At 46.9% G+C, this 24,975-nt stretch carries 23 protein-coding genes, 3 tRNA genes, 3 rRNA genes, 1 other RNA gene and 1 other annotated feature; of the genes, 22 read left to right on the top strand and 8 right to left on the bottom strand.

Annotated features, from left to right (window positions below; genetic code table 11):
* Nucleotides 1–13 precede the first annotated feature (13 nt).
* Both pdxT and serS read left to right on the top strand, forming a co-directional pair.
* A complete protein-coding gene (gene pdxT, locus H2R00_RS15005; RefSeq protein WP_076793615.1) occupies nucleotides 14–604 on the top strand; it encodes a pyridoxal 5'-phosphate synthase glutaminase subunit PdxT in 591 nt (196 codons plus the stop codon).
* A 51-nt stretch (nucleotides 605–655) separates the two neighbouring features.
* Nucleotides 656–875, top strand: a binding site (T-box leader).
* Nucleotides 876–932: 57 nt separating this feature from the next.
* Nucleotides 933–2,210: a serine--tRNA ligase gene (gene serS, locus H2R00_RS15000; protein ID WP_182069614.1), complete on the top strand. Its 1,278-nt coding sequence runs from the start codon at nucleotides 933–935 to the stop codon at nucleotides 2,208–2,210.
* Nucleotides 2,211–2,240: 30 nt separating this feature from the next.
* On the opposite strand, the gene H2R00_RS14995 is transcribed toward serS, so the two are convergent.
* The 4 genes from H2R00_RS14995 to H2R00_RS14980 form a co-directional block, all read right to left on the bottom strand.
* Nucleotides 2,241–3,371 (bottom strand): glycerate kinase, encoded by a 1,131-nt coding sequence (locus H2R00_RS14995; RefSeq protein ID WP_182069613.1) that lies wholly within the window; start codon nucleotides 3,369–3,371, stop codon nucleotides 2,241–2,243.
* Between the two features lie 15 nt (nucleotides 3,372–3,386).
* Complete coding sequence (locus H2R00_RS14990; protein WP_182069612.1) at nucleotides 3,387–4,655, bottom strand: GntP family permease; 1,269 nt, start codon at nucleotides 4,653–4,655, stop codon at nucleotides 3,387–3,389.
* A gap of 89 nt (nucleotides 4,656–4,744) precedes the next feature.
* Nucleotides 4,745–5,863 (bottom strand): CdaR family transcriptional regulator, encoded by a 1,119-nt coding sequence (locus H2R00_RS14985; protein ID WP_182069611.1) that lies wholly within the window; start codon nucleotides 5,861–5,863, stop codon nucleotides 4,745–4,747.
* Nucleotides 5,864–5,892: 29 nt separating this feature from the next.
* Nucleotides 5,893–6,315, bottom strand: a complete 423-nt coding sequence (locus tag H2R00_RS14980) for an SMI1/KNR4 family protein (protein WP_182069610.1) — start codon at nucleotides 6,313–6,315, stop codon at nucleotides 5,893–5,895.
* 129 nt (nucleotides 6,316–6,444) lie between these two features.
* Here H2R00_RS14980 and H2R00_RS14975 point away from each other — a divergent pair.
* Nucleotides 6,445–6,537: transfer RNA gene (locus tag H2R00_RS14975), tRNA-Ser, on the top strand.
* A gap of 134 nt (nucleotides 6,538–6,671) precedes the next feature.
* On the opposite strand, the gene H2R00_RS14970 is transcribed toward H2R00_RS14975, so the two are convergent.
* From H2R00_RS14970 to H2R00_RS14955, 4 genes are all read right to left on the bottom strand, one after another.
* Entirely contained in the window at nucleotides 6,672–7,313 is a 642-nt protein-coding gene (locus tag H2R00_RS14970; RefSeq protein ID WP_154997962.1) for a deoxynucleoside kinase, read from the bottom strand.
* Complete coding sequence (locus H2R00_RS14965) at nucleotides 7,310–7,933, bottom strand: deoxynucleoside kinase (protein WP_182069609.1); 624 nt, start codon at nucleotides 7,931–7,933, stop codon at nucleotides 7,310–7,312. Before H2R00_RS14965 ends, H2R00_RS14970 begins: the two co-directional genes overlap by 4 nt.
* 85 nt (nucleotides 7,934–8,018) lie before the next feature.
* Complete coding sequence (locus tag H2R00_RS14960) at nucleotides 8,019–9,338, bottom strand: glycoside hydrolase family 18 protein (RefSeq protein WP_182069608.1); 1,320 nt, start codon at nucleotides 9,336–9,338, stop codon at nucleotides 8,019–8,021.
* 37 nt (nucleotides 9,339–9,375) lie between these two features.
* The gene (locus H2R00_RS14955; protein ID WP_234113126.1) at nucleotides 9,376–9,924 is read right to left on the bottom strand and encodes a cysteine hydrolase family protein; all 549 of its coding nucleotides are present in this window, start codon (nucleotides 9,922–9,924) and stop codon (nucleotides 9,376–9,378) included.
* Nucleotides 9,925–10,006: 82 nt separating this feature from the next.
* Between H2R00_RS14955 and tadA the strand changes: the two genes are divergently transcribed.
* The 19 genes from tadA (at nucleotide 10,007) to H2R00_RS14860 (ending at nucleotide 24,964) form a co-directional block, all read left to right on the top strand.
* Entirely contained in the window at nucleotides 10,007–10,492 is a 486-nt protein-coding gene (tadA, locus tag H2R00_RS14950; protein WP_154997970.1) for a tRNA adenosine(34) deaminase TadA, read from the top strand.
* 87 nt (nucleotides 10,493–10,579) lie between these two features.
* Nucleotides 10,580–10,845, top strand: an RNA gene (ffs, locus tag H2R00_RS14945) — signal recognition particle sRNA large type.
* Between the two features lie 129 nt (nucleotides 10,846–10,974).
* Nucleotides 10,975–12,675 (top strand): DNA polymerase III subunit gamma/tau, encoded by a 1,701-nt coding sequence (gene dnaX / locus H2R00_RS14940; RefSeq protein ID WP_182069607.1) that lies wholly within the window; start codon nucleotides 10,975–10,977, stop codon nucleotides 12,673–12,675.
* A gap of 26 nt (nucleotides 12,676–12,701) precedes the next feature.
* Entirely contained in the window at nucleotides 12,702–13,025 is a 324-nt protein-coding gene (locus H2R00_RS14935) for a YbaB/EbfC family nucleoid-associated protein (protein ID WP_154997974.1), read from the top strand.
* A gap of 13 nt (nucleotides 13,026–13,038) precedes the next feature.
* The gene (gene recR, locus H2R00_RS14930) at nucleotides 13,039–13,635 is read left to right on the top strand and encodes a recombination protein RecR (protein WP_003178140.1); all 597 of its coding nucleotides are present in this window, start codon (nucleotides 13,039–13,041) and stop codon (nucleotides 13,633–13,635) included.
* 20 nt (nucleotides 13,636–13,655) lie between these two features.
* Complete coding sequence (locus H2R00_RS14925) at nucleotides 13,656–13,880, top strand: YaaL family protein (RefSeq protein WP_182069605.1); 225 nt, start codon at nucleotides 13,656–13,658, stop codon at nucleotides 13,878–13,880.
* A gap of 64 nt (nucleotides 13,881–13,944) precedes the next feature.
* Entirely contained in the window at nucleotides 13,945–14,211 is a 267-nt protein-coding gene (locus tag H2R00_RS14920) for a pro-sigmaK processing inhibitor BofA family protein (protein WP_003178144.1), read from the top strand.
* 283 nt (nucleotides 14,212–14,494) lie between these two features.
* Nucleotides 14,495–16,041: ribosomal RNA gene (locus H2R00_RS14915) — 16S ribosomal RNA — on the top strand.
* 102 nt (nucleotides 16,042–16,143) lie between these two features.
* A tRNA-Ile gene (locus H2R00_RS14910) sits at nucleotides 16,144–16,220 on the top strand.
* Between the two features lie 11 nt (nucleotides 16,221–16,231).
* A tRNA-Ala gene (locus H2R00_RS14905) sits at nucleotides 16,232–16,307 on the top strand.
* 83 nt (nucleotides 16,308–16,390) lie between these two features.
* Nucleotides 16,391–19,315: ribosomal RNA gene (locus H2R00_RS14900) — 23S ribosomal RNA — on the top strand.
* Between the two features lie 56 nt (nucleotides 19,316–19,371).
* Nucleotides 19,372–19,487, top strand: a 5S ribosomal RNA gene (rrf, locus tag H2R00_RS14895).
* The 16S, 23S and 5S rRNA genes sit together here with 2 tRNA genes alongside, the layout of an rRNA operon.
* A gap of 170 nt (nucleotides 19,488–19,657) precedes the next feature.
* Nucleotides 19,658–19,849: a sigma factor G inhibitor Gin gene (locus H2R00_RS14890; protein WP_154999618.1), complete on the top strand. Its 192-nt coding sequence runs from the start codon at nucleotides 19,658–19,660 to the stop codon at nucleotides 19,847–19,849.
* Between the two features lie 213 nt (nucleotides 19,850–20,062).
* Complete coding sequence (locus tag H2R00_RS14885) at nucleotides 20,063–20,680, top strand: 5-bromo-4-chloroindolyl phosphate hydrolysis family protein (protein ID WP_182069604.1); 618 nt, start codon at nucleotides 20,063–20,065, stop codon at nucleotides 20,678–20,680.
* A gap of 15 nt (nucleotides 20,681–20,695) precedes the next feature.
* Complete coding sequence (locus tag H2R00_RS14880) at nucleotides 20,696–21,889, top strand: toxic anion resistance protein (RefSeq protein WP_182069603.1); 1,194 nt, start codon at nucleotides 20,696–20,698, stop codon at nucleotides 21,887–21,889.
* A gap of 140 nt (nucleotides 21,890–22,029) precedes the next feature.
* A complete protein-coding gene (locus tag H2R00_RS14875) occupies nucleotides 22,030–23,472 on the top strand; it encodes an aminotransferase class I/II-fold pyridoxal phosphate-dependent enzyme (RefSeq protein ID WP_244958335.1) in 1,443 nt (480 codons plus the stop codon).
* Nucleotides 23,469–24,107 carry a dTMP kinase gene (gene tmk, locus H2R00_RS14870; RefSeq protein WP_154999879.1) on the top strand — a complete coding sequence of 213 codons (639 nt, stop codon included), beginning with the start codon at nucleotides 23,469–23,471 and terminating at the stop codon, nucleotides 24,105–24,107. Before H2R00_RS14875 ends, tmk begins: the two co-directional genes overlap by 4 nt.
* A gap of 75 nt (nucleotides 24,108–24,182) precedes the next feature.
* Entirely contained in the window at nucleotides 24,183–24,512 is a 330-nt protein-coding gene (locus H2R00_RS14865) for a cyclic di-AMP receptor DarA (RefSeq protein ID WP_003178156.1), read from the top strand.
* Between the two features lie 11 nt (nucleotides 24,513–24,523).
* The gene (locus H2R00_RS14860) at nucleotides 24,524–24,964 is read left to right on the top strand and encodes a YaaR family protein (RefSeq protein WP_003178158.1); all 441 of its coding nucleotides are present in this window, start codon (nucleotides 24,524–24,526) and stop codon (nucleotides 24,962–24,964) included.
* Nucleotides 24,965–24,975 lie beyond the last annotated feature (11 nt).

The following is a 24,975-nucleotide window of genomic DNA, read 5'->3' as shown; positions in this document are numbered from 1 at the left end:
GAGACGGATTGACATGCTGACAATTGGTGTACTTGGACTTCAGGGAGCAGTAAGAGAACATATTCGCTCAATTGAAGCATGCGGAGCAGCCGGAAAAGTCATCAAGTGGCCGGAAGAGTTAAAGGAAATCGACGGTTTGATTTTGCCCGGAGGCGAAAGCACGACGATGAGGCGCCTCATCGATACGTATCAGTTTATGAAGCCTCTTCAGGAATTTGCCGCATCCGGAAAGCCGGTATTTGGAACTTGTGCGGGGCTGATTATCCTGGCGAAGAACATAGCTGGAACTAACGATGCCCATCTTGGGGTTCTGGATGTAACGGTAGAGCGGAATTCCTTTGGAAGACAAGTGGACAGCTTTGAAGCAGACTTAACGGTTAAAGGACTGGACGCACCGTTTACAGGCGTATTTATCCGCGCCCCGCACATTTTGGAAGCGGGCGCAGATGTAGAAGTACTTTCGGAACACAACGGAAGAATCGTCGCTGCCAAACAAGGAAATCTTCTCGGCTGTTCTTTCCACCCTGAGCTGACGGATGATCACAGAATGACGAAATTATTTGTCGAGATGGTGGAAAAGCATAAACGGGAAGCCGTCGTATAAAACGGTTGAAAGCTGTTAAAACTTGTAGTACATTTATAAGACAATATAGATCGAAAAGCGTTGATAGGAAGCAGTAGGAAGCCTCTCTTTCCAAGAGAGCCGATGGTTGGTGCGAATCGGCGAAAGATGCTGTCCGAATCCATCCTTGAGCGAAATGCTGAACAGTCAAAGTAGGCATTTACGGGAGAACCGTTATCAAAATGAAGCGGAAAACAGGAGGAAGATGCCTGTTTTCAATCAGGGTGGCAACGCGAGAGCTCTCGTCCCTTATATTTAGGGGACAAGGGCTCTTTTTTTCGGTCAAATCAGTATAAAAGGAGCGAGGCAGATGCTTGATGTCAAACTGCTGCGGGCAAATTTGGAAGAAATCAAACAAAAGCTTGCCCACAGGGGAGAAGATTTATCAGATTTTGATCAATTTGAGGAATTGGATACAAAGAGAAGAGAATTGATCGTCAAAGTGGAAGAGCTGAAAGGAAAGCGCAATGAGGTATCTCAGCAGGTTGCCGCATTAAAGCGTGAGAAAAAAGATGCTGACCACCTCATTAAAGAAATGCGCGAAGTCGGTGAAGACATTAAAAAACTTGATGAAGAGCTGAGAACGGTCGAGTCTTCCCTTGATAAGATCATGCTGTCTATTCCGAACATCCCTCACGAGTCTGTTCCGGTCGGTGAGACTGAAGACGACAACGTGGAAGTTCGCAAATGGGGCGAACTCCCTGAATTTTCGTTTGAGCCGAAGCCTCATTGGGATATTGCCGATCAATTGGATATTCTCGATTTTGAGCGGGCCGGCAAGGTAACGGGAAGCCGTTTCGTTTTCTATAAAGGGCTCGGCGCCAGACTTGAACGTGCATTGTATAACTTTATGCTTGATCTCCACGTAGACGAGTACGGCTATACGGAAGTCATCCCGCCGTACATGGTGAACCGCGCAAGCATGACAGGCACCGGACAGCTGCCGAAATTTGAGGAAGATGCCTTTAAAATCAGAGAAGAAGATTATTTTTTAATTCCGACGGCAGAAGTGCCAATTACGAACCTGCATCGCGATGAAATTTTGTCAGCTGACGACCTGCCGGTCAATTATGCGGCGTTCAGTGCATGCTTCCGTTCAGAAGCAGGCTCAGCCGGCCGTGATACACGCGGTTTGATTCGCCAGCACCAATTTAACAAGGTTGAACTGGTGAAATTTGTGAAGCCTGAGGATTCATATGAAGAGCTTGAAAAGCTGACAAATCAAGCGGAGAAAGTTCTTCAGCTGCTTGATCTTCCTTATCGTGTGATGAGCATGTGTACAGGCGATCTAGGGTTTACTGCTGCGAAAAAATACGATATCGAAGTATGGATTCCAAGCCAAAACACATATCGTGAAATTTCATCTTGTAGTAACTTTGAAGCTTTCCAGGCCAGACGGGCGAATATCAGATTCAGAAGGGAAGCAAAAGGCAAGCCAGAGCATGTCCATACGCTAAACGGCTCCGGCTTGGCAGTCGGCAGAACGGTTGCCGCATTATTGGAAAATTACCAGCAGGAGGACGGAAGCGTCCTCATCCCTAAAGCGCTTCGTCCATACATGGGGAACAGAGACATTATTCAACCATAAAAAAAATGCGCGCCAATAGGCGCGCTTTTTTTATGCGTGTGACCAGACGGCCGCTACATTACGGGCGCAGCGCGTAAGGTTTGAACTTCCATCGGCAAGGGCATTCTCCAAGGAGCTGATCCCTGGCACGATCGAAAAGAGAGCGGAAATGCCGATATCATAAACAAGCTCACAGCCTTCACCGAGCGAGCCGGCGAATGCAATGACGGGAATATTCTCGCTGCGGGCGCGTTTTGCGACACCGGCCGGCGTTTTTCCGCTTACCGTTTGGCCGTCTATTTTTCCCTCGCCTGTAATCACAAGATCGGCTCCTTTAATACGTTCGGAAAAAGACAAAGTATCTAACACAATGTCAACTCCGCTTTTTAATTCCGCTTTTAAAAAGGCGCACAGGCCTGCTCCTAATCCTCCGGCCGCTCCGGCTCCAGGGATTGAATCGATTTCGCACCCCAGCTCTGCTTTCACAGCTGCAGCATAATGTTTTAAGTTTTGATCCAAGAGGGCAGTCATTTCGCTGTTCGCCCCTTTTTGCGGCCCAAATACGGCTGAGGCTCCGCGAGGCCCTGTAAGAGGGTTATCGACATCACAGGCGGCTTCAAATCGGATATGCTTTAATTTTGGATTGAGACCGCTCACATCGATTTTGGCAATCTCAGCTAATGCGCCGCCGCCATTTTCAATCTCTTCTCCATCGCGGTTTAGAAACTTCACGCCCAGTGCTGCAGCCATTCCCGCTCCGCCATCATTTGTCGCGCTTCCGCCGAGTCCGATAATGATGTTGGACACTCCTTTTTCCGCAGCATCCAGAATCAGTTCTCCGGTTCCTCGCGTCGTCGTTAACAGGGGATTCCGCTGTCCAGGGGGAACGAGGTGAAGGCCTGACGCTTCAGCCATTTCGATGACAGCCGTTTTTCCGTCGCCAAGCAGGCCGTAAGCCGCCTTCACCGGCTTCCCGAGAGGGCCTGTGACCGTTTGATGCACGATGTCTCCTCCGGTAGCGTCAACCAGAGCTTGAACGGTTCCTTCGCCTCCATCGGCAACCGGAATGTTGACGTATTCGGCGTCAGGCAGTACCGCTTTAAAGCCTTTTTCAATGCTTCTAGCCGCCTCAAGCGATGTCATGCTTTCTTTAAATGAATCAGGTGCGATTACGATTTTCATGGTACCTGCTCCTTTTTAAATAAAGAATTGAAAAATTCCAAAAATCAAAGTTGAGATAATGGTTAGGATTAAGCCGATGACCGACTCATAAGGAATCAGCTTTAAACGTTCTTTCATGGACATGAATACGCTGCCTCCTGTCGTATGAAAAAAACTTCCGTGAGGCAGGTGGTCGAGCACCGTTGCTCCGGCGTGAATCATCGCCGCACCTGCGAGGCCGGCGACGCCAAGATCAAGCAATGTCGGGCCGAATACGCTGCTGGCGACAGCGGTGCCGGCGGTTGTCGAGGCGGTTGCCATTGACATCAGCATGCCTGAGATTGGAGCTAAGAGAAACGACGGCAGACCCAGGCCGACAAGGGTGTCGGTAATTAAAGAATTGAGTTGGGAGTTGGCGATGATTCCCGCAAGCGTTCCAGTCCCGATCAGCATCACGGCAACACCTGACATCTTCGACAGTCCTGAAGCGGCAAAATCCTTCAGTTTGCCCGCTTGCCCCGATGTAATCGCAGTGACGAGGCCTCCCGCGGGCAGAGCGATAATTGGATCAATCGTAATTCCTGCCGCAGGCCTTAAGGCGAGCAACAGGATGGACACGACCGGACCGCTGAGCGCCGCCCAAAATGCCGGCAGGTGTTGAGCCGTTTGGGCTTCAATCTCATTTGCAGCTACTTTTGTTCCTTTATTTGAAAGGCGTTTTGCTAGGAAATAAGTGGCGCCCAATCCGAAAATAGCGGGGATGATCCCGGCGGCCATCACGGATGTCAAAGGGACGTGAAAGGCATCTGAAGCAGCAATGGCATTAGGGTTTGGCGACATGATATTGCCCGCTTTTCCCCCGCCGATCATCGCCAACAGAATGGCCGCTTTGCTGATAAAGGTCCGCTTCGCGATCGCCAGGGCAATCGGAGCGACTGTGATGACAGCGACATCAACAAATACGCCGACCGTTGTTAAGATGGCCGTTGCCAATGTTAAGGCAAGCAGCGCTCTTTTTTCTCCGATCTTATTGACAATGGTTTCCGCAATCACCGCTGCGGAGCCGGATTGAATCAGGACGCCGGCGAGCACGCCTGCCGCCAAGATGCGGAGCACCGCAGGAATCATGTTTTTAGCACCTGCTATCATCAAATCCGTCGTCTCTATTAAATCTGCGCCGCCGATTAAGCCTCCGGCCAATGCGCCGATCATCATGCCGTAAGCCGGCGGGACTTTTTTCAGAATGAGAAAAATTGATATGGCTAATGCGCATAAGGCGCCTATTGCATTGATTTGAATATCCATTTGCATACCCTCCCTTACGTCCAATTGTAAACGCTTTCTGTATGAGGGAGAATTGGTCAGGCATACGGATTTCGTTCTTATATCCTATATTAAAATTGTTCATTTGCACAAAACGGTGAAAAAAGCGTAATGGCTGTATACAGTTTGAATAGGTCGTCAAACCGTTTTGGATTGCACCCTGTCGCTATTTCAACCTTTTTCAGCCGGTAGTTTAATGTGTTGCGGTGAATAAAGAGTCTTGATGAAGTTTCCCCGATTTCGCCGTTTTCTTCTATGTAGCAGAGGAGGGTATGGGTCAATTCGCCTTTTTGATCTGCTTGGGAAAGGCGATCCCAGATGTTTCGAAAGTGAATCTCCTGATCCGGCCGCTCTATTTTTGATAATAAAACAGGAATCGCAAACTCTCGATAGTCGTATAAACTACAACTGTTTTTAGCAATCTTGAGCGTTTGTTTTGCACTTTGATAGGAAAATGGCAGCTGCTGAAGCCGATCGGCCTGCTCGCCAAGCGCGCCTCTGACCGTTTTCCATTGACTGAGCCAGCTGTTCCAAGATGAAAAGAGTTCGGACCTGCTTTTAGTGGGGGCGCCTGCCAGAATAACTGCGATCTCTTTTAAAGAAATATTGGCGTATAAATCTTTCACGGTTAAATGCTTTTCAAGTTTTTTAATAAATGCCGGCTTCATATCAGCGGATGGCAGCTCAAACACAAGACAAGTACGCTGGCCATCTAGTGGTATGTTCAATCGCTCCGCACGTTCAAGGAAGTCAAGGGATGCTAGATCGGCCCCCTGAATCATTTGGATGACCGTTTCTTCGCGAAGCCTTTGATCCCATGTCAGCTGTTTTGTTAAAAATGCCTGTTCGACAGTTAGCTCTGCCGCCATTTTAACAAGTTCTCCATAACGGCTGACTTCAGAAGGCGGCCCCGTGATTCCAATGACGCCGATTATTTCATCATGAAATACGATGGGAAGGTTTACGCCGGGCTTTGTTCCCGTTAAAGCCGAGCATTCTTCAGGTGTGATGCTGATAACCTTTTCAGCTGCAAGTGCATCCTTCGCTCCAGCGTGTTCATCACCGATTCTCGAGCGGTCCCCTGAAGCGATGATAACCCCGTTTTCATCCATCATATTAATGTTGTGCCGAATAATCGACATGGTTCTGTCGACAATTTCCTCAGCCAATTCTTTTGATAGGTAATTCATTTCATCATGCTCCTGCCTAAGATCGTTTTTTAAATGGTGATTGTTCCGTCGATCCAGCCTTTTATGAATGGCTTTAAAGAAGATGCGACCCATATTCGGCTGTCGTCTATATGATTCCAAACATAAATATCATTTTTCCGTATGGAGCCGTTTAAAATAGAATAAGCAAATAAATCGCCATTGCCCGCACCTGCTATAAATAACAGACAATCAAACGGCTTAAAACAGTCGGTACCTCTCATGTCTCGATTCTCTTCTATTATTCTGTCTGCAGGCCAAATGAGATGATCCCCGAATGTATCATTGATGCCATCTGTCATTTTTAAGAGGCTGACCAGTTCATCAGGGAAAGAGACGCCGAGGAGTTCTTCTGCTTTCCGAAGCTTTCCTGTTTCAATAGGTCTGTTCAGTGTGTAATCTTGAGGCAAACGGCTTATAAAATGTTTCCACAATGCTATCACCCTTTGCGTTTATCATCATTTTTGCATATAATGAGAAGCGTGAACAATAAAATAAATTTTTTATTAAAAAATCCCTTGACTTAAAAAGATAGGACATGTTATATTAATTCTTGTCGATACGGAGGAATACCCAAGTCTGGCTGAAGGGATCGGTCTTGAAAACCGACAGGGGTGTCAAAGCCCGCGGGGGTTCGAATCCCTCTTCCTCCGCCATTATTGATTTGCATTTTAGTGATTGACTAAGCATAAATTGGAGATTGTGTTGCCGCTGCCTGGATAGGGCAGCGGTTTTTTTATATGTACAACAAAAAGAGCGGCTCTTCAAGGGAACCCGCTCTTTTTGTTGTTTATCTTTGAATGGCTTCACTGATTTTTTCAATGATTGGATCAAGGGAGGCGGAGTTGTTGAACAGGTCGTATTCATCAATATTGACTCTGACTACCGGACAGGCGTTAAATCCGCTGATCCAGTTTTCGTACCTTGTGTACATTTCCTCCCAATACGATCTGTCGGTTAACAGTTCCATTTCTCTTCCGCGTTTTTTGATGCGGTCGAGAATCGTTTCCAAATCGCCCTCCAAATAGACTAAAACGTCAGGGCGGGGGAAGTAAGGCGTCATGACCATCGCTTCAAACAAGCTCGTATATGTCTTATAATCGACTTTTGACATCGTGCCTTTATCGGCGTGCATTTTGGCGAAAATGCCTGTATCTTCATAAATTGAACGGTCCTGAACAAATCCTCCGCCCGATTCGTAAATGTATTTTTGCTCTTTGAAGCGTTCCGCCAAGAAGAAAATTTGCAGGTGAAAGCTCCAGCGTTCAAAGTCTTGGTAAAAAGCCTCCAAATAAGGGTTGTTTACAACCTCTTCAAGAGAAGTTTTAAATCCGAGTTTTTTTGCAAGCTCTTTTGTCAATGTGGATTTCCCCACTCCTACCGTTCCGGCAACAGTAATGATAGCATCTTTCGGAATAGCATATACACTCATTCTATATACTCCTTTACTTGATCGGCAATTCGATTGAAAACGGCGTCAGAGATCACGAAGTCTTCCTGATCTCCGTTAATTTCAATAACGGACATTGGCGGATCGGATTCTTTAAATTGCTTAATGGCAGCCTCATAATCATTGATGAGCTGTTCCAGATATTGCTTGTCCATTTCCTGTTCAAACGGCCGTCCGCGCTTTTTGATCCGTTCCAATAACGTCGGAAGGCTTGCTCTTATGTAAATGATGACATTTGGTTTCGGCAGATCTTCTGTAAGCAGATGATAAATTTTTCTGTATTTCTCAAGTTTTTTGCCTTCCAGCGTCCGTTCGGCAAAAATGAGGTTTTTATAAATATGATAGTCCGAAACAACGGGCATATGATGATGCAAATACTTCTTTTCGGTATCTTCAAGCTGCTTATAGCGATTGCAGAGGAAAAACATCTCAAGCTGAAAGCTCCATTCATCTTTGTCATCATAAAATTTATCAAGAAAAGGGTTTTCTTCGACGATTTCTTTGACCAAAGAGAGTGAGAGCTTTTCGGAGAGCATGCTGGCCAAGGTTGTTTTTCCCGCACCGATGGGGCCTTCGACAGCGATGAAAGGGGCTGTATTCATAGGTGTCCTCCTACTAAAGAAATTCATTTGTGAACCATACATATTGTATCACATCATTATCTTCTGCCATGAAAAAAACGTTCCTTTAGCTTGGGAACGTCTCTTTCACAACATTAAATTGATCGGCTATCAAGAGCCAGTTTTGTGGGAAGGACAGGCCGAGCTTCCAATAGCTGATTCCCCTTAAATTCAATTCCCTAATCAGATCAAACTTTGCCTGAATCGAGCGCGCGTCTTCAAACCATACTTCATGCTGTTTGCCGGCATTGTCCGTATAGCGGAAGTAAGGAGCCTGGGCTGTTTCATCGTACAGTATCGCCGCATTGTTCTCGCTCGCGATCTCAATCGCTTGCTGGGGGCTGATTGCTCTGGCCAGCGGTCCGCCTGGTGTATAGGGGAGCGTCCAGTCATAACCGTACAAGTTCTGTCCCATGACGATTTTGCTGGCGGGCATTTCCGTGAGTGCGTATTCGATTACGTCCCGGACGGGCCCGATCGGCGATACCGCCATCGGCGGCCCTCCGCTATAGCCCCACTCATATGTCATCAGCACGACGAAATCGACAATTTCGCCGTGAGCCCGGTAATCATGGGCCTCATACCATTGACCAGGCTGATCCGCTCTCGTTTTCGGCGCAAGCGCGGTTGAGATGAACCAGCCTTCCCGTTTGAAGCGGGCCCGTGCATCCCGTAAAAACTGATTATAGGCTTCTCTATCTTCAGGCCTTAAGTATTCAAAATCAAAATGGATGTCTTTGAAACCGTATCTTCTGGCCGCTGCAACGATGTTATCGAGCAATCTGTTTTTTACGTTCTGGTCTGTCAGAATGATCCTGCCGAGTTCGTCGCTGAAAGCTTCATTTTCGAGATTGGTGACAATCATCATCATCGTAGTCCGATGTCTGTCGGCAATTTCTTTTAAGTTGTTCAGCGGCGGTTCTTCCAGTGTGCCGTCCCGCTTCGCCTGGAAGCTGAAAGCCCCCAGATAAGTCAAGTATGGCGAAGCCTCTCTTGCCGCCTGCTGCAGAGCGGGGCTTACGCTTTCTCCCCGAGGTTCGATATAAGCGTTTGTTTCAATGTTCCGTTTTGGCCGAGGGGGGATATAAAGCAGCAGCCCGACAGGCAAAACGGCGCTAACCTGAATCCGGTTGATCCTCGCCAGTTCAGCCGGAGAAATATTAAAGCGTGCTCCGATTGATGCTAATGTATCTCCTTGTCTGACCTCATAAAACTCGCCGGCGATCGGTATTACGATGGTTTGTCCGACAACAAGCCGATTCGGGTTCGGGATTTCATTCGTCGCGACAATTTCATTAACTGTTGTTCGGTAACGATTCGCGATTTGGTAAAGGGTATCGCCTCTTTTTACGACATAAATCTGAATGGGAAACGCCTCCTTTCTCATTGCTACCACTATATGAAGAAAGGAAGTGTTTCATGCTCTAAGTTTCGGCGGTGATCTCTTTAGCCGTCGTAATATTGGCGAACAGAACATTTTCCATCATCGTCAATGCATATTCGTTGTCTTTTTCATTGTTTGAGGCGATGCAATCGCGCGGAATCGTAATATCGTACTCCCGCATATAAGCATCGTTTGCCGTAAATAATACGCAGATATTGCCTGCGACCCCAGTAATGATCAGATGATCGACATGAAGTTCATGCAGCAATGTTTCAAGAGCGGTGCCGTAAAAAGCTGAGTGCTTTGGTTTGATTAAGAAATAATCGCTGTTATTCGGTGCGAGCCGGTCGATGATATATTCGCTTCTGTCATTTTTGCATTTCTTGATAATGGCAGCAATATCCGCTTGCCAAATTCCAAAATGGTCATTAATGTATATGATAGGCCATTTCATTTTGGCTGCGTGTTCTTTTAATGCCAGAAGATGCTCGGTGATGTTTCTGGTCTTTTTGGAAAGAACGTCACCCATATCGAATTGAAAATCATTAATGATGTCGACTATAATGAGAGCTGAATTGGACAATGTGATTGTCTCCTTTCAGATTTCAAATTCCTTTAACTATAAGTTAGCCTATTCAGTTGGACGAAAAACATTGAAAGAGTGCATGCGGATGACACAAGACGAGTTTTATATGAAAGAAGCGATCAATGAAGCGAGAAAAGCCGAAGAAAAAGGCGAAGTGCCGATTGGCGCAGTACTGGTTCTAGATGGGGAAATTATCGCCCGCGCCCATAATTTGAGGGAAACCGAACAAAGATCGGTTGCCCATGCAGAGATGCTCGTCATTGAAGAGGCATGCCGGAAGCTGGGGACCTGGCGGCTGGAGAGAGCCGTTCTTTACGTTACCCTTGAGCCATGTCCGATGTGTGCAGGAGCGGCCGTTCTTTCCAGAATCGACAAAGTGGTGTTCGGAGCATCTGATCCGAAAGGCGGCTGTGCAGGGACTTTAATGAATCTCCTGCAGGAAGAGAGGTTCAATCATCAGGCTGAAGTCGTAAGCGGCGTAATGGAAAAAGAATGCGGCAGGATGCTGAGTGATTTTTTCAGAAAGCTCCGTGCGAAAAAGAAAGCAGAAAAGCAAAGCGAGCTGTCATGACGGAAATTTGCAATTTAGGATGAAACAAGTTATACTAATGAGTGCGTCACATCAAGGCGCAGCTTAAATAATTTGATATTTATTTTGCCGTGCTAAGCGGGGAGGTAGCGGTGCCCTGTACTCGCAATCCGCTCGAGCGAGGCCGAATTCCTTTCTCGAGGTTCGTTTACTTTAAGGTCTGCCTTAAGCAAGTGGTGTTGACGCTTGGGTCCTGCGCAATGGGAATCCATGAACCATGTCAGGTCCGGAAGGAAGCAGCATTAAGTGGAACCTTCCATGTGCCGCAGGGTTGCCTGGGCTGAGCTAACTGCTTAAGTAACGCTTAGGGTAGCGAATCGACAGAAGGTGCACGGTAAATCAATCATCAAATTAAGAACTCATCTATTTTAATATAGATGAGTTTTTTTCTTAAGAAGAGCTTTTGGATTTGAAAGCCGCTTCATGTATAATGGAAATGATGAAAACAAGAGGAGGGCGTGTTTGTGAGTTACCAGGCTTTATATAGAGTGTTCAGGCCGCAGTTGTTTGAAGATGTAGTCGGTCAGGAGCACATCACGAAAACGTTGCAAAATGCCCTTTTACAAAAGAAATTTTCGCACGCTTATCTGTTTTCCGGACCGAGGGGAACGGGAAAAACAAGCGCCGCAAAACTGTTTGCCAAAGCTGTTAACTGTGAGCACGCTCCGGTCAGTGAACCGTGTAATGAATGCTCCGCGTGTAAAGGCATTACAAACGGTTCGATTTCAGATGTGATCGAAATTGACGCCGCTTCTAACAACGGTGTAGATGAAATACGCGACATCCGGGACAAGGTGAAATTTGCCCCGTCTGCCGTCACGTATAAAGTATATATCATAGACGAAGTACATATGCTTTCTATCGGCGCATTCAACGCCCTTCTAAAAACGCTTGAAGAGCCGCCGGAGCATTGTATCTTTATTCTCGCAACAACAGAGCCTCATAAAATTCCTTTAACGATTATTTCTAGATGTCAGCGATTTGATTTTAAGAGGATTACTTCACAGGCAATTGTCGGACGAATGAAAAAAATCGTCGAAGCTGAACAGTTCAATGTGCAGGACGGCGCCTTAGACATCATCGCCAGTGCTGCGGACGGCGGCATGAGAGATGCGCTGAGCCTGCTCGATCAGGCCGTATCGTTCAGCGGAGAAGAGCTGACGGTGGATGATGCGCTGCTGATAACAGGCGCTGTGTCACAGCACTATATTGGAAAGCTCGCCTCAACCCTTCACGAAAAAAATGTTTCCGGTGCTTTGGAAACATTGAACGAACTGCTTCAGCAGGGGAAAGATCCGGCAAAATTAATCGAGGATATGATTTTCTACTTCAGGGATATGCTTCTTTATCAAACGGCGCCCGATTTAGAAGGCGTTCTTGAAAAGGTGAAGGTGGACGAAGAGTTCCAAACCCTGTCCCGGCAAATTCCTGCATCAGACCTTTACGAAATGATCGATATATTAAATAAAAGCCATCAGGAAATGAAATGGACGAACCATCCGCGTATCTTCTTTGAAGTCGCGGTTGTGAAGCTCTGCCAGGGACCAAGAGCAGGGGCATCCGCGGCCGCCCAGCCGGAAGTGGACAGTCTCGTCAACAAGGTTCGGCAGCTTGAACAGGAGATTGAGAAGCTTAAAACACAAGGTGTGCAAGTTTCTTCGGCTCCCGCCCAGCCTAAAGAAACGTCCCGTCCGCAAAAAAGCGTGAAAAACGCATATAAAGCGCCTGTCGGCCGTATTCATGAAATATTAAAAGATGCCACAAGACCGGATCTCGAAAAATTGAAGGGCTGCTGGGGAGAATTGCTTGCCCAGCTTAAACAGCAGAATAAAGTATCGCATGCAGCCCTTTTAAATGACAGCGAACCGGTGGCTGCATCTTCAAAAGCATTTGTCCTCGCATTCAAATACGAAATTCACTGTAAAATGGTAGCTGAAGACAACAATGGAGTCAGGACAAATCTGGAGCAAATTTTGGACGGAATGCTCGGCGGAAGGATGGATATAGTTGGCGTTCCCGAAGCCCAATGGGGTAAAATAAGAGAAGAATTTTTGCAGGATCACCAACCGGAAGATTCTGAAGCAAATGAAACGAAAGAAGAAGATCCGCTCGTAGAAGAAGCTAAAAAACTGTTCGGAGCGGAACTGATTGAAATTAAAGAATAAAAACATGAAAGAGAGTGGATTTGAGTATGCGCGGTGGAATGGGTAACATGCAGAAAATGATGAAGCAAATGCAAAAAATGCAAAAGGATATGCAAAAGGCACAGGAGGAGCTGGCTGAAAAAGTACTCGAAGGTACTGCAGGCGGGGGAATGGTGACTGTTAAGGTAAACGGCCAAAAAGAAGTCATCGACGTCGTCATCAAAGAGGAAGTCGTAGACCCTGAAGATGTTGAAATGCTTCAAGATCTTGTTCTTGCAGCGACAAACGATGCTTTGAAAAAAGTCGACGAAGTAACAAATGAAACGATGGGTAAGTTTACAAAAGGAATGAACATGCCGGGTTTATTCTAGGAGGAAAATAAGAATGCAGTATCCTGAACCAATATCAAAGCTGATTGACAGCTTTATGAAATTGCCAGGAATCGGACCCAAGACGGCGGTCCGTCTGGCTTTTTTTGTTCTTAGTATGAAAGAAGACGTCGTGTTAGATTTTGCAAAAGCATTGGTAAACGCAAAGCGCAATTTGACATATTGCTCGGTTTGCGGACATATAACAGATCAAGATCCTTGCTATATTTGTGAAGATACAAGAAGAGACAAATCGGTCATATGTGTTGTTCAGGATCCGAAAGATGTCATTGCTATGGAGAAAATGAAGGAGTACAACGGACTGTACCATGTTTTGCATGGAGCGATTTCTCCGATGGACGGCATCGGTCCGGAAGATATTAAAATACCCGAATTGCTGAAGCGGTTGCAGGATGATCAAGTGACTGAAGTCATTCTCGCGACAAACCCGAATATAGAAGGAGAAGCAACGGCCATGTACATTTCAAGGCTTTTAAAGCCGTCTGGTATCAAGCTGTCACGAATTGCCCATGGACTTCCGGTCGGAGGCGATTTGGAGTATGCAGATGAAGTCACTCTTTCTAAAGCGCTTGAAGGCAGACGTGAAATGTAGAGGGAGGAGATTGCATTACCATGGGTTTTCTTCGGAAAAAGAAGCTTAGAAAAGAATTTGATAACAAGCTGATCGAACAGCTGATCCATCAAAAGGAAGAATGGAACAGGCAAAAGCGGCTGATTGAAAACAGTCTTGAGCCTTCGCCAGAAGTTCTTTGTGAATTAAAGGTTGCCGAGGCAAAGTACTTTTTTTATTTGCGGGAAGCAAAAAAAAGAAATTTAAGGATCGGCAGCTGGAAATAGCAGGTCTATTTGCATGATTCCCATCATATGCTTGTACAAGAACGAGCGAGGAGTGAGGGAATTCATGGGATCTGTTATCTTTATCGGGGCAATTGTCGCTTTGGTTGCCCTGTTGTTTTTTTCAAAAGCATCATTTAAACCTTTGCGATTAATCGGAAGAATAGCGGTTAGATTTGTAGTCGGCGCTTTGTTTTTATTCTGTGTGAATCTGTTTGGCGAGAGCGTGGGCATTCACGTGCCGATTAATATTGTAACAACCGGAGTGAGCGGATTATTGGGGGTTCCCGGTGTAGCAGCTCTTATTGTCATTAAACAATTTATCGCAATATAATTTTTTGTTGACAAAAATATTTAAAGGTGTTAAATTAATATTCGTCGCTAATGACGAATAATTTTTTTGAAAAAAGTTGTTGACGACATCACGATTAAATGTTAAGATATTATAGTCGCTTTGAGAGCGGCAACGAAGTTCTTTGAAAACTAAACAAGACAAACGTACCTGTTAATTCATTAAATAAATCGCACATGCGAATGTGCGTAGTCAGGGGCCTGCACGATGCAGGTCATGCAGATGTTGTCACAGGATGTGACGAACTTAATCTGCGCTCCATTATTTCATGGAGAGTTTGATCCTGGCTCAGGACGAACGCTGGCGGCGTGCCTAATACATGCAAGTCGAGCGGACCGACGGGAGCTTGCTCCCTTAGGTCAGCGGCGGACGGGTGAGTAACACGTGGGTAACCTGCCTGTAAGACTGGGATAACTCCGGGAAACCGGGGCTAATACCGGATGCTTGATTGAACCGCATGGTTCAATTATAAAAGGTGGCTTTTAGCTACCACTTACAGATGGACCCGCGGCGCATTAGCTAGTTGGTGAGGTAACGGCTCACCAAGGCAACGATGCGTAGCCGACCTGAGAGGGTGATCGGCCACACTGGGACTGAGACACGGCCCAGACTCCTACGGAGGCAGCAGTAGGGAATCTTCCGCAATGGACGAAAGTCTGACGGAGCAACGCCGCGTGAGTGATGAAGGTTTTCGGATCGTAAAACTCTGTTGTTAGGGAAGAACAAGTACCGTTCGAATAGGGCGGTACCTTGACGGTACCTAACCAGAAAGCCACGGCTAACTACGTGCCAGCAGCCGCGGTAATACGTAGGTGGCAAGCGTTGTCCGGAATTATTGGGCGTAAAGCGCGCGCAGGCGGTTTCTTAAGTCTGATGTGAAAGCCCCGGCTCAACCGGGAGGGTCATTGGAAACTGGGGAACTTGAGTGCAGAAGAGGAGAGTGGAATTCCACGTGTAGCGGTGAAATGCGTAGAGATGTGGAGGAACACCAGTGGCGAAGGCGACTCTCTGGTCTGTAACTGACGCTGAGGCGCGAAAGCGTGGGGAGCGAACAGGATTAGATACCCTGGTAGTCCACGCCGTAAACGATGAGTGCTAAGTGTTAGAGGGTTTCCGCCCTTTAGTGCTGCAGCAAACGCATTAAGCACTCCGCCTGGGGAGTACGGTCGCAAGACTGAAACTCAAAGGAATTGACGGGGGCCCGCACAAGCGGTGGAGCATGTGGTTTAATTCGAAGCAACGCGAAGAACCTTACCAGGTCTTGACATCCTCTGACAACCCTAGAGATAGGGCTTCCCCTTCGGGGGCAGAGTGACAGGTGGTGCATGGTTGTCGTCAGCTCGTGTCGTGAGATGTTGGGTTAAGTCCCGCAACGAGCGCAACCCTTGATCTTAGTTGCCAGCATTCAGTTGGGCACTCTAAGGTGACTGCCGGTGACAAACCGGAGGAAGGTGGGGATGACGTCAAATCATCATGCCCCTTATGACCTGGGCTACACACGTGCTACAATGGGCAGAACAAAGGGCAGCGAAGCCGCGAGGCTAAGCCAATCCCACAAATCTGTTCTCAGTTCGGATCGCAGTCTGCAACTCGACTGCGTGAAGCTGGAATCGCTAGTAATCGCGGATCAGCATGCCGCGGTGAATACGTTCCCGGGCCTTGTACACACCGCCCGTCACACCACGAGAGTTTGTAACACCCGAAGTCGGTGAGGTAACCTTTTGGAGCCAGCCGCCGAAGGTGGGACAGATGATTGGGGTGAAGTCGTAACAAGGTAGCCGTATCGGAAGGTGCGGCTGGATCACCTCCTTTCTAAGGATATTATACGGAATATAAGACCTTGCGGTCTTATAGACAGGTGCGTTTAGATCTTGTTTAGTTTTGAAGGAACTTCCTTCATATGAATCAAAAGATGGGCCTGTAGCTCAGCTGGTTAGAGCGCACGCCTGATAAGCGTGAGGTCGGTGGTTCGAGTCCACTCAGGCCCACCATCTTTATACACGGGGCCTTAGCTCAGCTGGGAGAGCGCCTGCTTTGCACGCAGGAGGTCAGCGGTTCGATCCCGCTAGGCTCCACCAACGTGTTCTTTGAAAACTAGATAACGAAAGTAGACATTCACATTCAATTGTAATGCAAGATATCACGTAGTGATTCTTTTAACGGTTAAGTTAGAAAGGGCGCACGGTGGATGCCTTGGCACTAGGAGCCGATGAAGGACGGGACGAACACCGATATGCTTCGGGGAGCTGTAAGCAAGCTTTGATCCGGAGATTTCCGAATGGGGAAACCCACTGCTCGTAATGGAGCAGTATCCATATCTGAATTCATAGGATATGAGAAGGCAGACCCGGGAACTGAAACATCTAAGTACCCGGAGGAAGAGAAAGCAAATGCGATTCCCTGAGTAGCGGCGAGCGAAACGGGATTAGCCCAAACCAAGAGGCTTGCCTCTTGGGGTTGTAGGACACTCTGTACGGAGTTACAAAAGAACGAGGTAGATGAAGAGGTCTGGAAAGGCCCGCCATAGGAGGTAACAGCCCTGTAGTCAAAACTTCGTTCTCTCCTGAGTGGATCCTGAGTACGGCGGAACACGTGAAATTCCGTCGGAATCCGGGAGGACCATCTCCCAAGGCTAAATACTCCCTAGTGACCGATAGTGAACCAGTACCGTGAGGGAAAGGTGAAAAGCACCCCGGAAGGGAGTGAAAGAGATCCTGAAACCGTGTGCCTACAAGTAGTCAGAGCCCGTTAACGGGTGATGGCGTGCCTTTTGTAGAATGAACCGGCGAGTTACGATCCCGTGCAAGGTTAAGTTTGAAAAGACGGAGCCGCAGCGAAAGCGAGTCTGAATAGGGCGCATGAGTACGTGGTCGTAGACCCGAAACCAGGTGATCTACCCATGTCCAGGGTGAAGTTCAGGTAACACTGAATGGAGGCCGAACCCACGCACGTTGAAAAGTGCGGGGATGAGGTGTGGGTAGGGGTGAAATGCCAATCGAACCTGGAGATAGCTGGTTCTCTCCGAAATAGCTTTAGGGCTAGCCTCAAGGTAAGAGTCTTGGAGGTAGAGCACTGATTGGACTAGGGGCCCCTACCGGGTTACCGAATTCAGTCAAACTCCGAATGCCAAAGACTTATCCTTGGGAGTCAGACTGCGAGTGATAAGATCCGTAGTCGAAAGGGAAACAGCCCAGACCGCCAGCTAAGGTCCCAAAGTATACGTTAAGTGGAAAAGGATGTGGAGTTGCTTAGACAACCAGGATGTTGGCTTAGAAGCAGCCACCATTTAAAGAGTGCGTAATAGCTCACTGGTCGAGTGACTCTGCGCCGAAAATGTACCGGGGCTAAACGTATCACCGAAGCTGCGGACTGTTCTTACGAACAGTGGTAGGAGAGCGTTCTAAGGGCTGTGAAGCGAGACCGGAAGGACTCGTGGAGCGCTTAGAAGTGAGAATGCCGGTATGAGTAGCGAAAGAGGGGTGAGAATCCCCTCCACCGAATGCCTAAGGTTTCCTGAGGAAGGCTCGTCCGCTCAGGGTTAGTCGGGACCTAAGCCGAGGCCGAAAGGCGTAGGCGATGGACAACAGGTTGATATTCCTGTACCACCTCCTCACCATTTGAGCAATGGGGGGACGCAGGAGGATAGGGTAAGCGCGGTATTGGATATCCGCGTCCAAGCAGTTAGGCTGGGAAATAGGCAAATCCGTTTCCCGTAAGGCTGAGCTGTGATGGCGAGCGAAATATAGTAGCGAAGTTCCTGATTCCACACTGCCAAGAAAAGCCTCTAGCGAGGTGAGAGGTGCCCGTACCGCAAACCGACACAGGTAGGCGAGGAGAGAATCCTAAGGTGATCGAGAGAACTCTCGTTAAGGAACTCGGCAAAATGACCCCGTAACTTCGGGAGAAGGGGTGCTCTGTTAGGGTGCAAGCCCGAGAGAGCCGCAGTGAATAGGCCCAGGCGACTGTTTAGCAAAAACACAGGTCTCTGCGAAGCCGTAAGGCGAAGTATAGGGCTGACGCCTGCCCGGTGCTGGAAGGTTAAGAGGAGCGCTTAGCGTATGCGAAGGTGCGAATTGAAGCCCCAGTAAACGGCGGCCGTAACTATAACGGTCCTAAGGTAGCGAAATTCCTTGTCGGGTAAGTTCCGACCCGCACGAAAGGCGCAACGATCTGGGCACTGTCTCAACGAGAGACTCGGTGAAATTATAGTACCTGTGAAGATGCAGGTTACCCGCGACAGGACGGAAAGACCCCGTGGAGCTTTACTGCAGCCTGATATTGAATGTTGGTACAGCTTGTACAGGATAGGTAGGAGCCTTGGAAACCGGAGCGCCAGCTTCGGTGGAGGCATCGGTGGGATACTACCCTGGCTGTATTGACCTTCTAACCCGCTGCCCTTATCGGGCAGGAGACAGTGTCAGGTGGGCAGTTTGACTGGGGCGGTCGCCTCCTAAAAGGTAACGGAGGCGCCCAAAGGTTCCCTCAGAATGGTTGGAAATCATTCGCAGAGTGTAAAGGCACAAGGGAGCTTGACTGCGAGACCTACAAGTCGAGCAGGGACGAAAGTCGGGCTTAGTGATCCGGTGGTTCCGCATGGAAGGGCCATCGCTCAACGGATAAAAGCTACCCCGGGGATAACAGGCTTATCTCCCCCAAGAGTCCACATCGACGGGGAGGTTTGGCACCTCGATGTCGGCTCATCGCATCCTGGGGCTGTAGTCGGTCCCAAGGGTTGGGCTGTTCGCCCATTAAAGCGGTACGCGAGCTGGGTTCAGAACGTCGTGAGACAGTTCGGTCCCTATCCGTCGCGGGCGCAGGAAATTTGAGAGGAGCTGTCCTTAGTACGAGAGGACCGGGATGGACGCACCGCTGGTGTACCAGTTGTTCTGCCAAGGGCATCGCTGGGTAGCTATGTGCGGACGGGATAAGTGCTGAAAGCATCTAAGCATGAAGCCCCCCTCAAGATGAGATTTCCCATTCCGCAAGGAAGTAAGATCCCTGAAAGATGATCAGGTTGATAGGTCTGAGGTGGAAGTGTGGCGACACATGGAGCTGACAGATACTAATCGATCGAGGACTTAACCTAAATATTTGTGAATTGTCTGACCGTTATCTAGTTTTGAGAGAACACCTCTCAATTAGTTTGGTGGCGATAGCGAAGAGGTCACACCCGTTCCCATGCCGAACACGGAAGTTAAGCTCTTCAGCGCCGATGGTAGTTGGGGGCTTCCCCCTGTGAGAGTAGGACGCCGCCAAGCGCTTAAAAAAGACCAGCTTATATAAGCTGGTCTTTTTTGTGTGGAACTTCATTGATACAAACACCTAACACTTCTCAACTACATATACTAATCTAACCTTCAAAAAATTTCTTAATTTTGTATACAAATGCTGTTCTTTGGGAATACTGAAACCCATGGAGGTGGAATGGATGAGTAAGTCTAATCATGGGGAAACGTGTATCATTTGCGAGGAAAATAAAACCGAAGGAATTCACCTTTATACGAAATTTTTATGTTCGGATTGTGAGAAAAATATCATATCTACATCAACATCAGACCCCGAATACTCTGACTATGTCAAAAAATTAAAGAGTCTCCGTACGCCGCCATTATATTCTTAGACCGTTTCAGGTCTTTTTTTTTAAGCCTTTAAGTCGGTATGGATGAAGGGTATAATGAAAGTGATGAAGACACGGTTAAGGTGTCTTTTTTGCTATATACCATGATTTTTGAGCTGAAACTTTGTTTAGCCGATATCCGTATTAGAGAGTAGTATAAAGAAACGACCGATTTATCATAAAAAAAGAAATTGATATATTAGGAGTAGTGGTGTAATGAAACCGATTCTTCATTTTATGCTTCGTGCAACTGCTGCAAGCGCATTGTCCGTGCTCCTTTGGTTCACAAGCTTCTTCGCTCTTAACCAGACTTTTCTGCTGTCCTCCGCTTACGCAGCCGGAGCCTGGGTTGCCGTTTATCTTGGCGGGAAATGGTACGGAACGTATTTATTTTTAAAAGAAAACCAGCTTACACGGCGGGAATATGCCTATATAAAGGAGAATCTGCGGGAAGCTAAGCTGAAAATTGCCCGTTTAAGAAAAGCCTTATTTGCAGTCAAAAACATCCAAACGATTAAACAGAATATGGAAATTCTTCGTATCGTTAGAAAAATTTATAGCATCACAAAGAACGAACCAAAGCGTTTTTACCAGGTTGAACGCTTTTATTATCAAAGCCTCGATTCAATTGTTGAACTGACGGAAAAGCATGCGTTTTTGGCGTCACAGCCAAAGCGCAATGCGAAGCTTGAAGTTTCTTTAAGCGAAACGCGCATGATGATCGATAAGCTAGCCAAGCAATTGGAAGACGACCTTTATGACTTGCTGAAAACAGACATTGACCACTTGGAGTTTGAACTGGACGTCGCGAAGCATTCAATGAAAAAAAGCTGATGGAGGAAAGCTAAAATGAGCGAATATAAACCATCGTTACACAAAACTGGCGCACAGCTTGAAATTGATGATTTGCTTTCCGATCCTTTTGGACAAGGAGAAGCGCCTGTTTCCGGCGTGGCGGAAGAACACCGCGAGCAGCAAGTAAATCTGGTTGATACGTTATCTGAAGAAAAACGCCGGCAGGCATTTCAACTGGCCGAACAGATCGATCCGAAAAACCATAACAGCATTACTCTGTATGGAACGCAAGCTCAATCCAAGCTCTTGAACTTTTCACACGAGATGCTTGAGCACGTCCAAAAAAAAGATATCGGTGAAATTGGTCAGGTTTTAAGCGACCTAATGAAAAAGCTTGAACAGGTCAGCCCTGATGAATTGAAAACTGAAAAAAGGAACTTCTTTTCCCGTTTTTTCGGAAGAGTATCCCATTCTGTTCAAGAAGTATTATCAAGGTATCAAAAAACCGGCGCCCAAATAGACAGAATCAGCGTAAAACTTGAGCATTCCAAGAGCGCGCTGATCAATGATAATAAGATGCTCGAACGGCTTTATGAAAAAAATAAAGAATATTATGAAGCACTGAATGTCTATATTGCAGCCGGGCAACTGAAGCTTGAACAATTAAATTATAAAACCATTCCCGAATTAAAAGAGAAATCGAAAACAGAACATCATCATATGGCCGTTCAGGAAGTAAACGATATGATTCAGTTTGCCGACCGGCTTGAAAAGCGGGTTTATGATTTAACGTTAAGCAGACAAATTACGTTGCAGAGCGCCCCGCAAATCCGTTTGATCCAACACACAAATCAAGTGCTGGCGGAAAAGATCCAATCCTCGATTATGACAGCAATTCCTCTCTGGAAAAATCAGGTTGCCATTGTGCTCACCCTGTTGAGGCAGCGCCGGGCAGTAGAGGCTCAAAAACAGGTCTCAGCCACAACAAACGAACTGCTCTTGAAAAATGCCGAGATGCTGAAGGCCAATACGATCGAAACGGCCAAGGAAAATGAGCGCGGCTTTATCGATATCGAAACATTGAAACAAGTGCAGGACAATCTGATTGGAACACTCGAGGAGACGCTTAAAATTCAAGAGGAAGGCCGTTCAAAGCGCCTGCAGGCAGAAGAAGAAATAAGGGCAATGGAAGACGGTCTCAAGGCTAAGCTGCTGGACATGAAAGAAAACCAAAACCGTTTATCATAAGCAAGATAAACATTTACCAAAACGTCCGCCCTTTATGTAATCCGCCTTGAAGGGTATAATAAATGCAGAATGTCATACCGGCATCCGGCAGCCCCCGGGTGCCGAAGAAAATAGAGAAGATGACTAAAGGATCGGTTTATATGAAGACACCTTTATATACAGCATTGGTGAACCATGCTGAAGGACATCATTATTCTTTTCACGTTCCGGGACATCACAATGGAGATGTCTTTTTTGATGAAGCGAAAACTTTTTTTGAAACGATTCTCAAAGTGGACCTAACTGAACTGACGGGTCTGGATGATTTGCATGAGCCATCAGGCGTCATCAAGGAAGCACAGGATTTAGTTTCGCAGCTTTATGGCGCGGAAGAAAGTTTTTTTCTCGTCAATGGTTCGACCGTCGGGAATCTGGCTATGATCTTGGCTGTTTGTCAGCCGGGTGACACGATACTCGTTCAGCGGAACTGCCATAAGTCTGTATTTCATGCGATTGAACTTTCAGGCGCTCATCCGGTTTTTTTGACACCGGAAATTGATGAGGCGATGGCCGTTCCCACACATATACTGTATGAAACGGTTGAAGATGCAATTTCACAATATCTGCACGCTAAAGGGATTGTGTTGACATATCCCAATTACTACGGACATGCAGTTGATCTGAAGCCGATCATAGAAGAGGCCCATCAACACGGTATTCCCGTTCTAGTCGACGAGGCTCACGGCGCCCATTTTGTGCTGGGCCATCCATTTCCCCAGTCGTCGCTGAAAGCGGGCGCCGATGTCGTCGTCCAGTCCGCGCATAAAACGCTCCCGGCGATGACGATGGGGTCTTATCTGCATCTTAACAGCAGCAGGATCAACAGAGACAGACTGGCATACTATCTGTCCGTGCTTCAAAGCAGCAGTCCTTCTTATCCAATCATGGCATCTTTGGATATAGCCAGGGCATACGCCGAAGATCTCTTGAAAACAAATCGAACAGCCGATATTGAGAAAGAGCTCCTCAACTTGAAAGAAGTCTTTTCTCAAATAAACGGAGCCGAGATCGTCGAGCCGGCTGATGCCCGTATCCAGCAAGATCCGCTTAAGCTGTGTATCAGATCAGCGTACGGCCACTCCGGTTTTGAACTGAAATCCATATTTGAAGCAAACGGCATCCATCCTGAATTGGCGGATGAAAGGCAAGTCTTGTTGATCCTGCCGCTTGAAGGAAAAAATATGCCTGCGCCGGAACTGATCAGCACAATCGGCAAAAGAATAAAAGATACAGCTGTTCAACACGATCATCCTGCCGGAATCGGAATCCCTTCTGAAAAAGTCACGGCTTTGTCTTATCGGAAAAACAAGTTGTCCGCCTTCAAAAAAGAATCGGTGCCTTTTACCGAAGCGGCGGGCAGAATAAGCGCAGAACCGGTCATACCATACCCTCCAGGTATTCCGTTGATCATGGCGGGCGAGAGAATAACAAAAGAGACGATCAGCCGGCTGACGCGGCTCATCGATCTGAATGTACACATTCAGGGCAGCAATCAGCTCAAACAAAAGCAACTAACTGTATATATAGAAGAGGAGAAATCATGAACGGTTTATTTATTACTTTTGAAGGGCCTGAAGGTGCGGGGAAAACGACAATCCTTCAGGCTGCGGCAGACCAATTGAAGAAAAACGGCTATTCTGTTCTTGCGACAAGGGAGCCGGGCGGCATTGAAATATCTGAACGAATTCGCGAGGTTATTTTAAATCCAAGCCATACAGCTATGGATCCAAAAACAGAGGCCTTGTTATATGCGGCCGCAAGAAGGCAGCACCTTGTCGAAAAAGTAAAACCGGCGCTTGAAGAAGGGAAAATCGTCTTATGCGACCGGTTCATCGACAGCTCGCTTGCTTATCAGGGGTATGCCAGGGGACTCGGCATTGATGAAGTATTTTCTGTTAATCAATTTGCGATCGGCAGCATGATGCCGAATGTGACGATTTATTTCGACATCGATCCGGAAGAGGGAATGAAACGGATCAATTTAAATCATGCCAGAGAGAAAAACCGGCTTGATCTGGAAAAAATCCACTTTCATCAGCTTGTTCAAAAAGGCTATGAAGAAGTTATGAACCGGTTTCCCGGACGATTTCGGATCGTGGATGCCAGTCAAAATGTTGAACATGTGTTAAAAAGGGTAAATAACATCATTGAGGAAGCATTAAAAGAAAATCAGTTGTGACCTGTTTACCATTCATTGTTATAATGGTAACAAGAGTATCCTTAAAGTGTTTCCATCCAAAAGGGGGCTTTTCATATGAAGTTAATTATCGCTGTTGTTCAAGACCAAGACAGCAACCGGCTTTTAAAGGCTTTGACCGATCACAATTTTCGCGTGACCAAACTGGCGTCAACCGGTGGCTTTCTGAAATCGGGAAACACAACCTTTATGTTGGGTGTAGATGATATTCGAGTAGACAAAGCTTTAAGCTTAATAAAAGAAAACGGAAGCAAGCGCGATCAGCTGATTGCCCCTGTTTCTCCAATGGGCGGAAATGCCGATTCATATGTTCCTTATCCCGTTGAGGTTGAAGTGGGCGGAGCAACCGTTTTTGTACTGCCGATCGAGCAATTCCATCAATTTTAAGGGTTGAGGATATGAAAATAAGTCAAGAACTGCGTACAATGATAGAGAAACAGCAGACTCCGCCTGCAAGAGGGGAAAATGTTTCTGCTTCATTTAAAGAGAAGATGAATATACAAAGCGGCAAGCTTCGAGTTGAACAGCTGACAATGCTTTTAACAGATATTGAAGCGTTCGGAAAACGCCTCTCAAAATCGAGAAACTTCAAAGATTTGGCCAGGTTCAAAGGCTTGATCAAACGATTTGTAAAAGAGACCGTTGAAAACGGTCTGACGGTGGAGAATTCAAGAAGCTTCGATCTGTACGGAAACAGCCGGACATTAAGCATTGTAAAAGAACTGGACGAAAAGCTTGTGCAATTAACAGAGGACCTTATGGATCAAGAAAAATCCTCTATCGAACTTTTAGAACGCATTGGCGAAATAAAGGGTTTACTGATAAACCTTTACACATAGAGAGTGATGGT

Origin of the sequence: Bacillus haynesii (genome assembly GCF_014042035.1) — a bacterium.
GTDB classification, from domain to species: Bacteria; Bacillota; Bacilli; order Bacillales; family Bacillaceae; genus Bacillus; species Bacillus haynesii.
The sequence above is the reverse complement of the archived record's forward strand: the minus strand, read 5'-3'. Positions and strand labels throughout refer to the sequence as shown.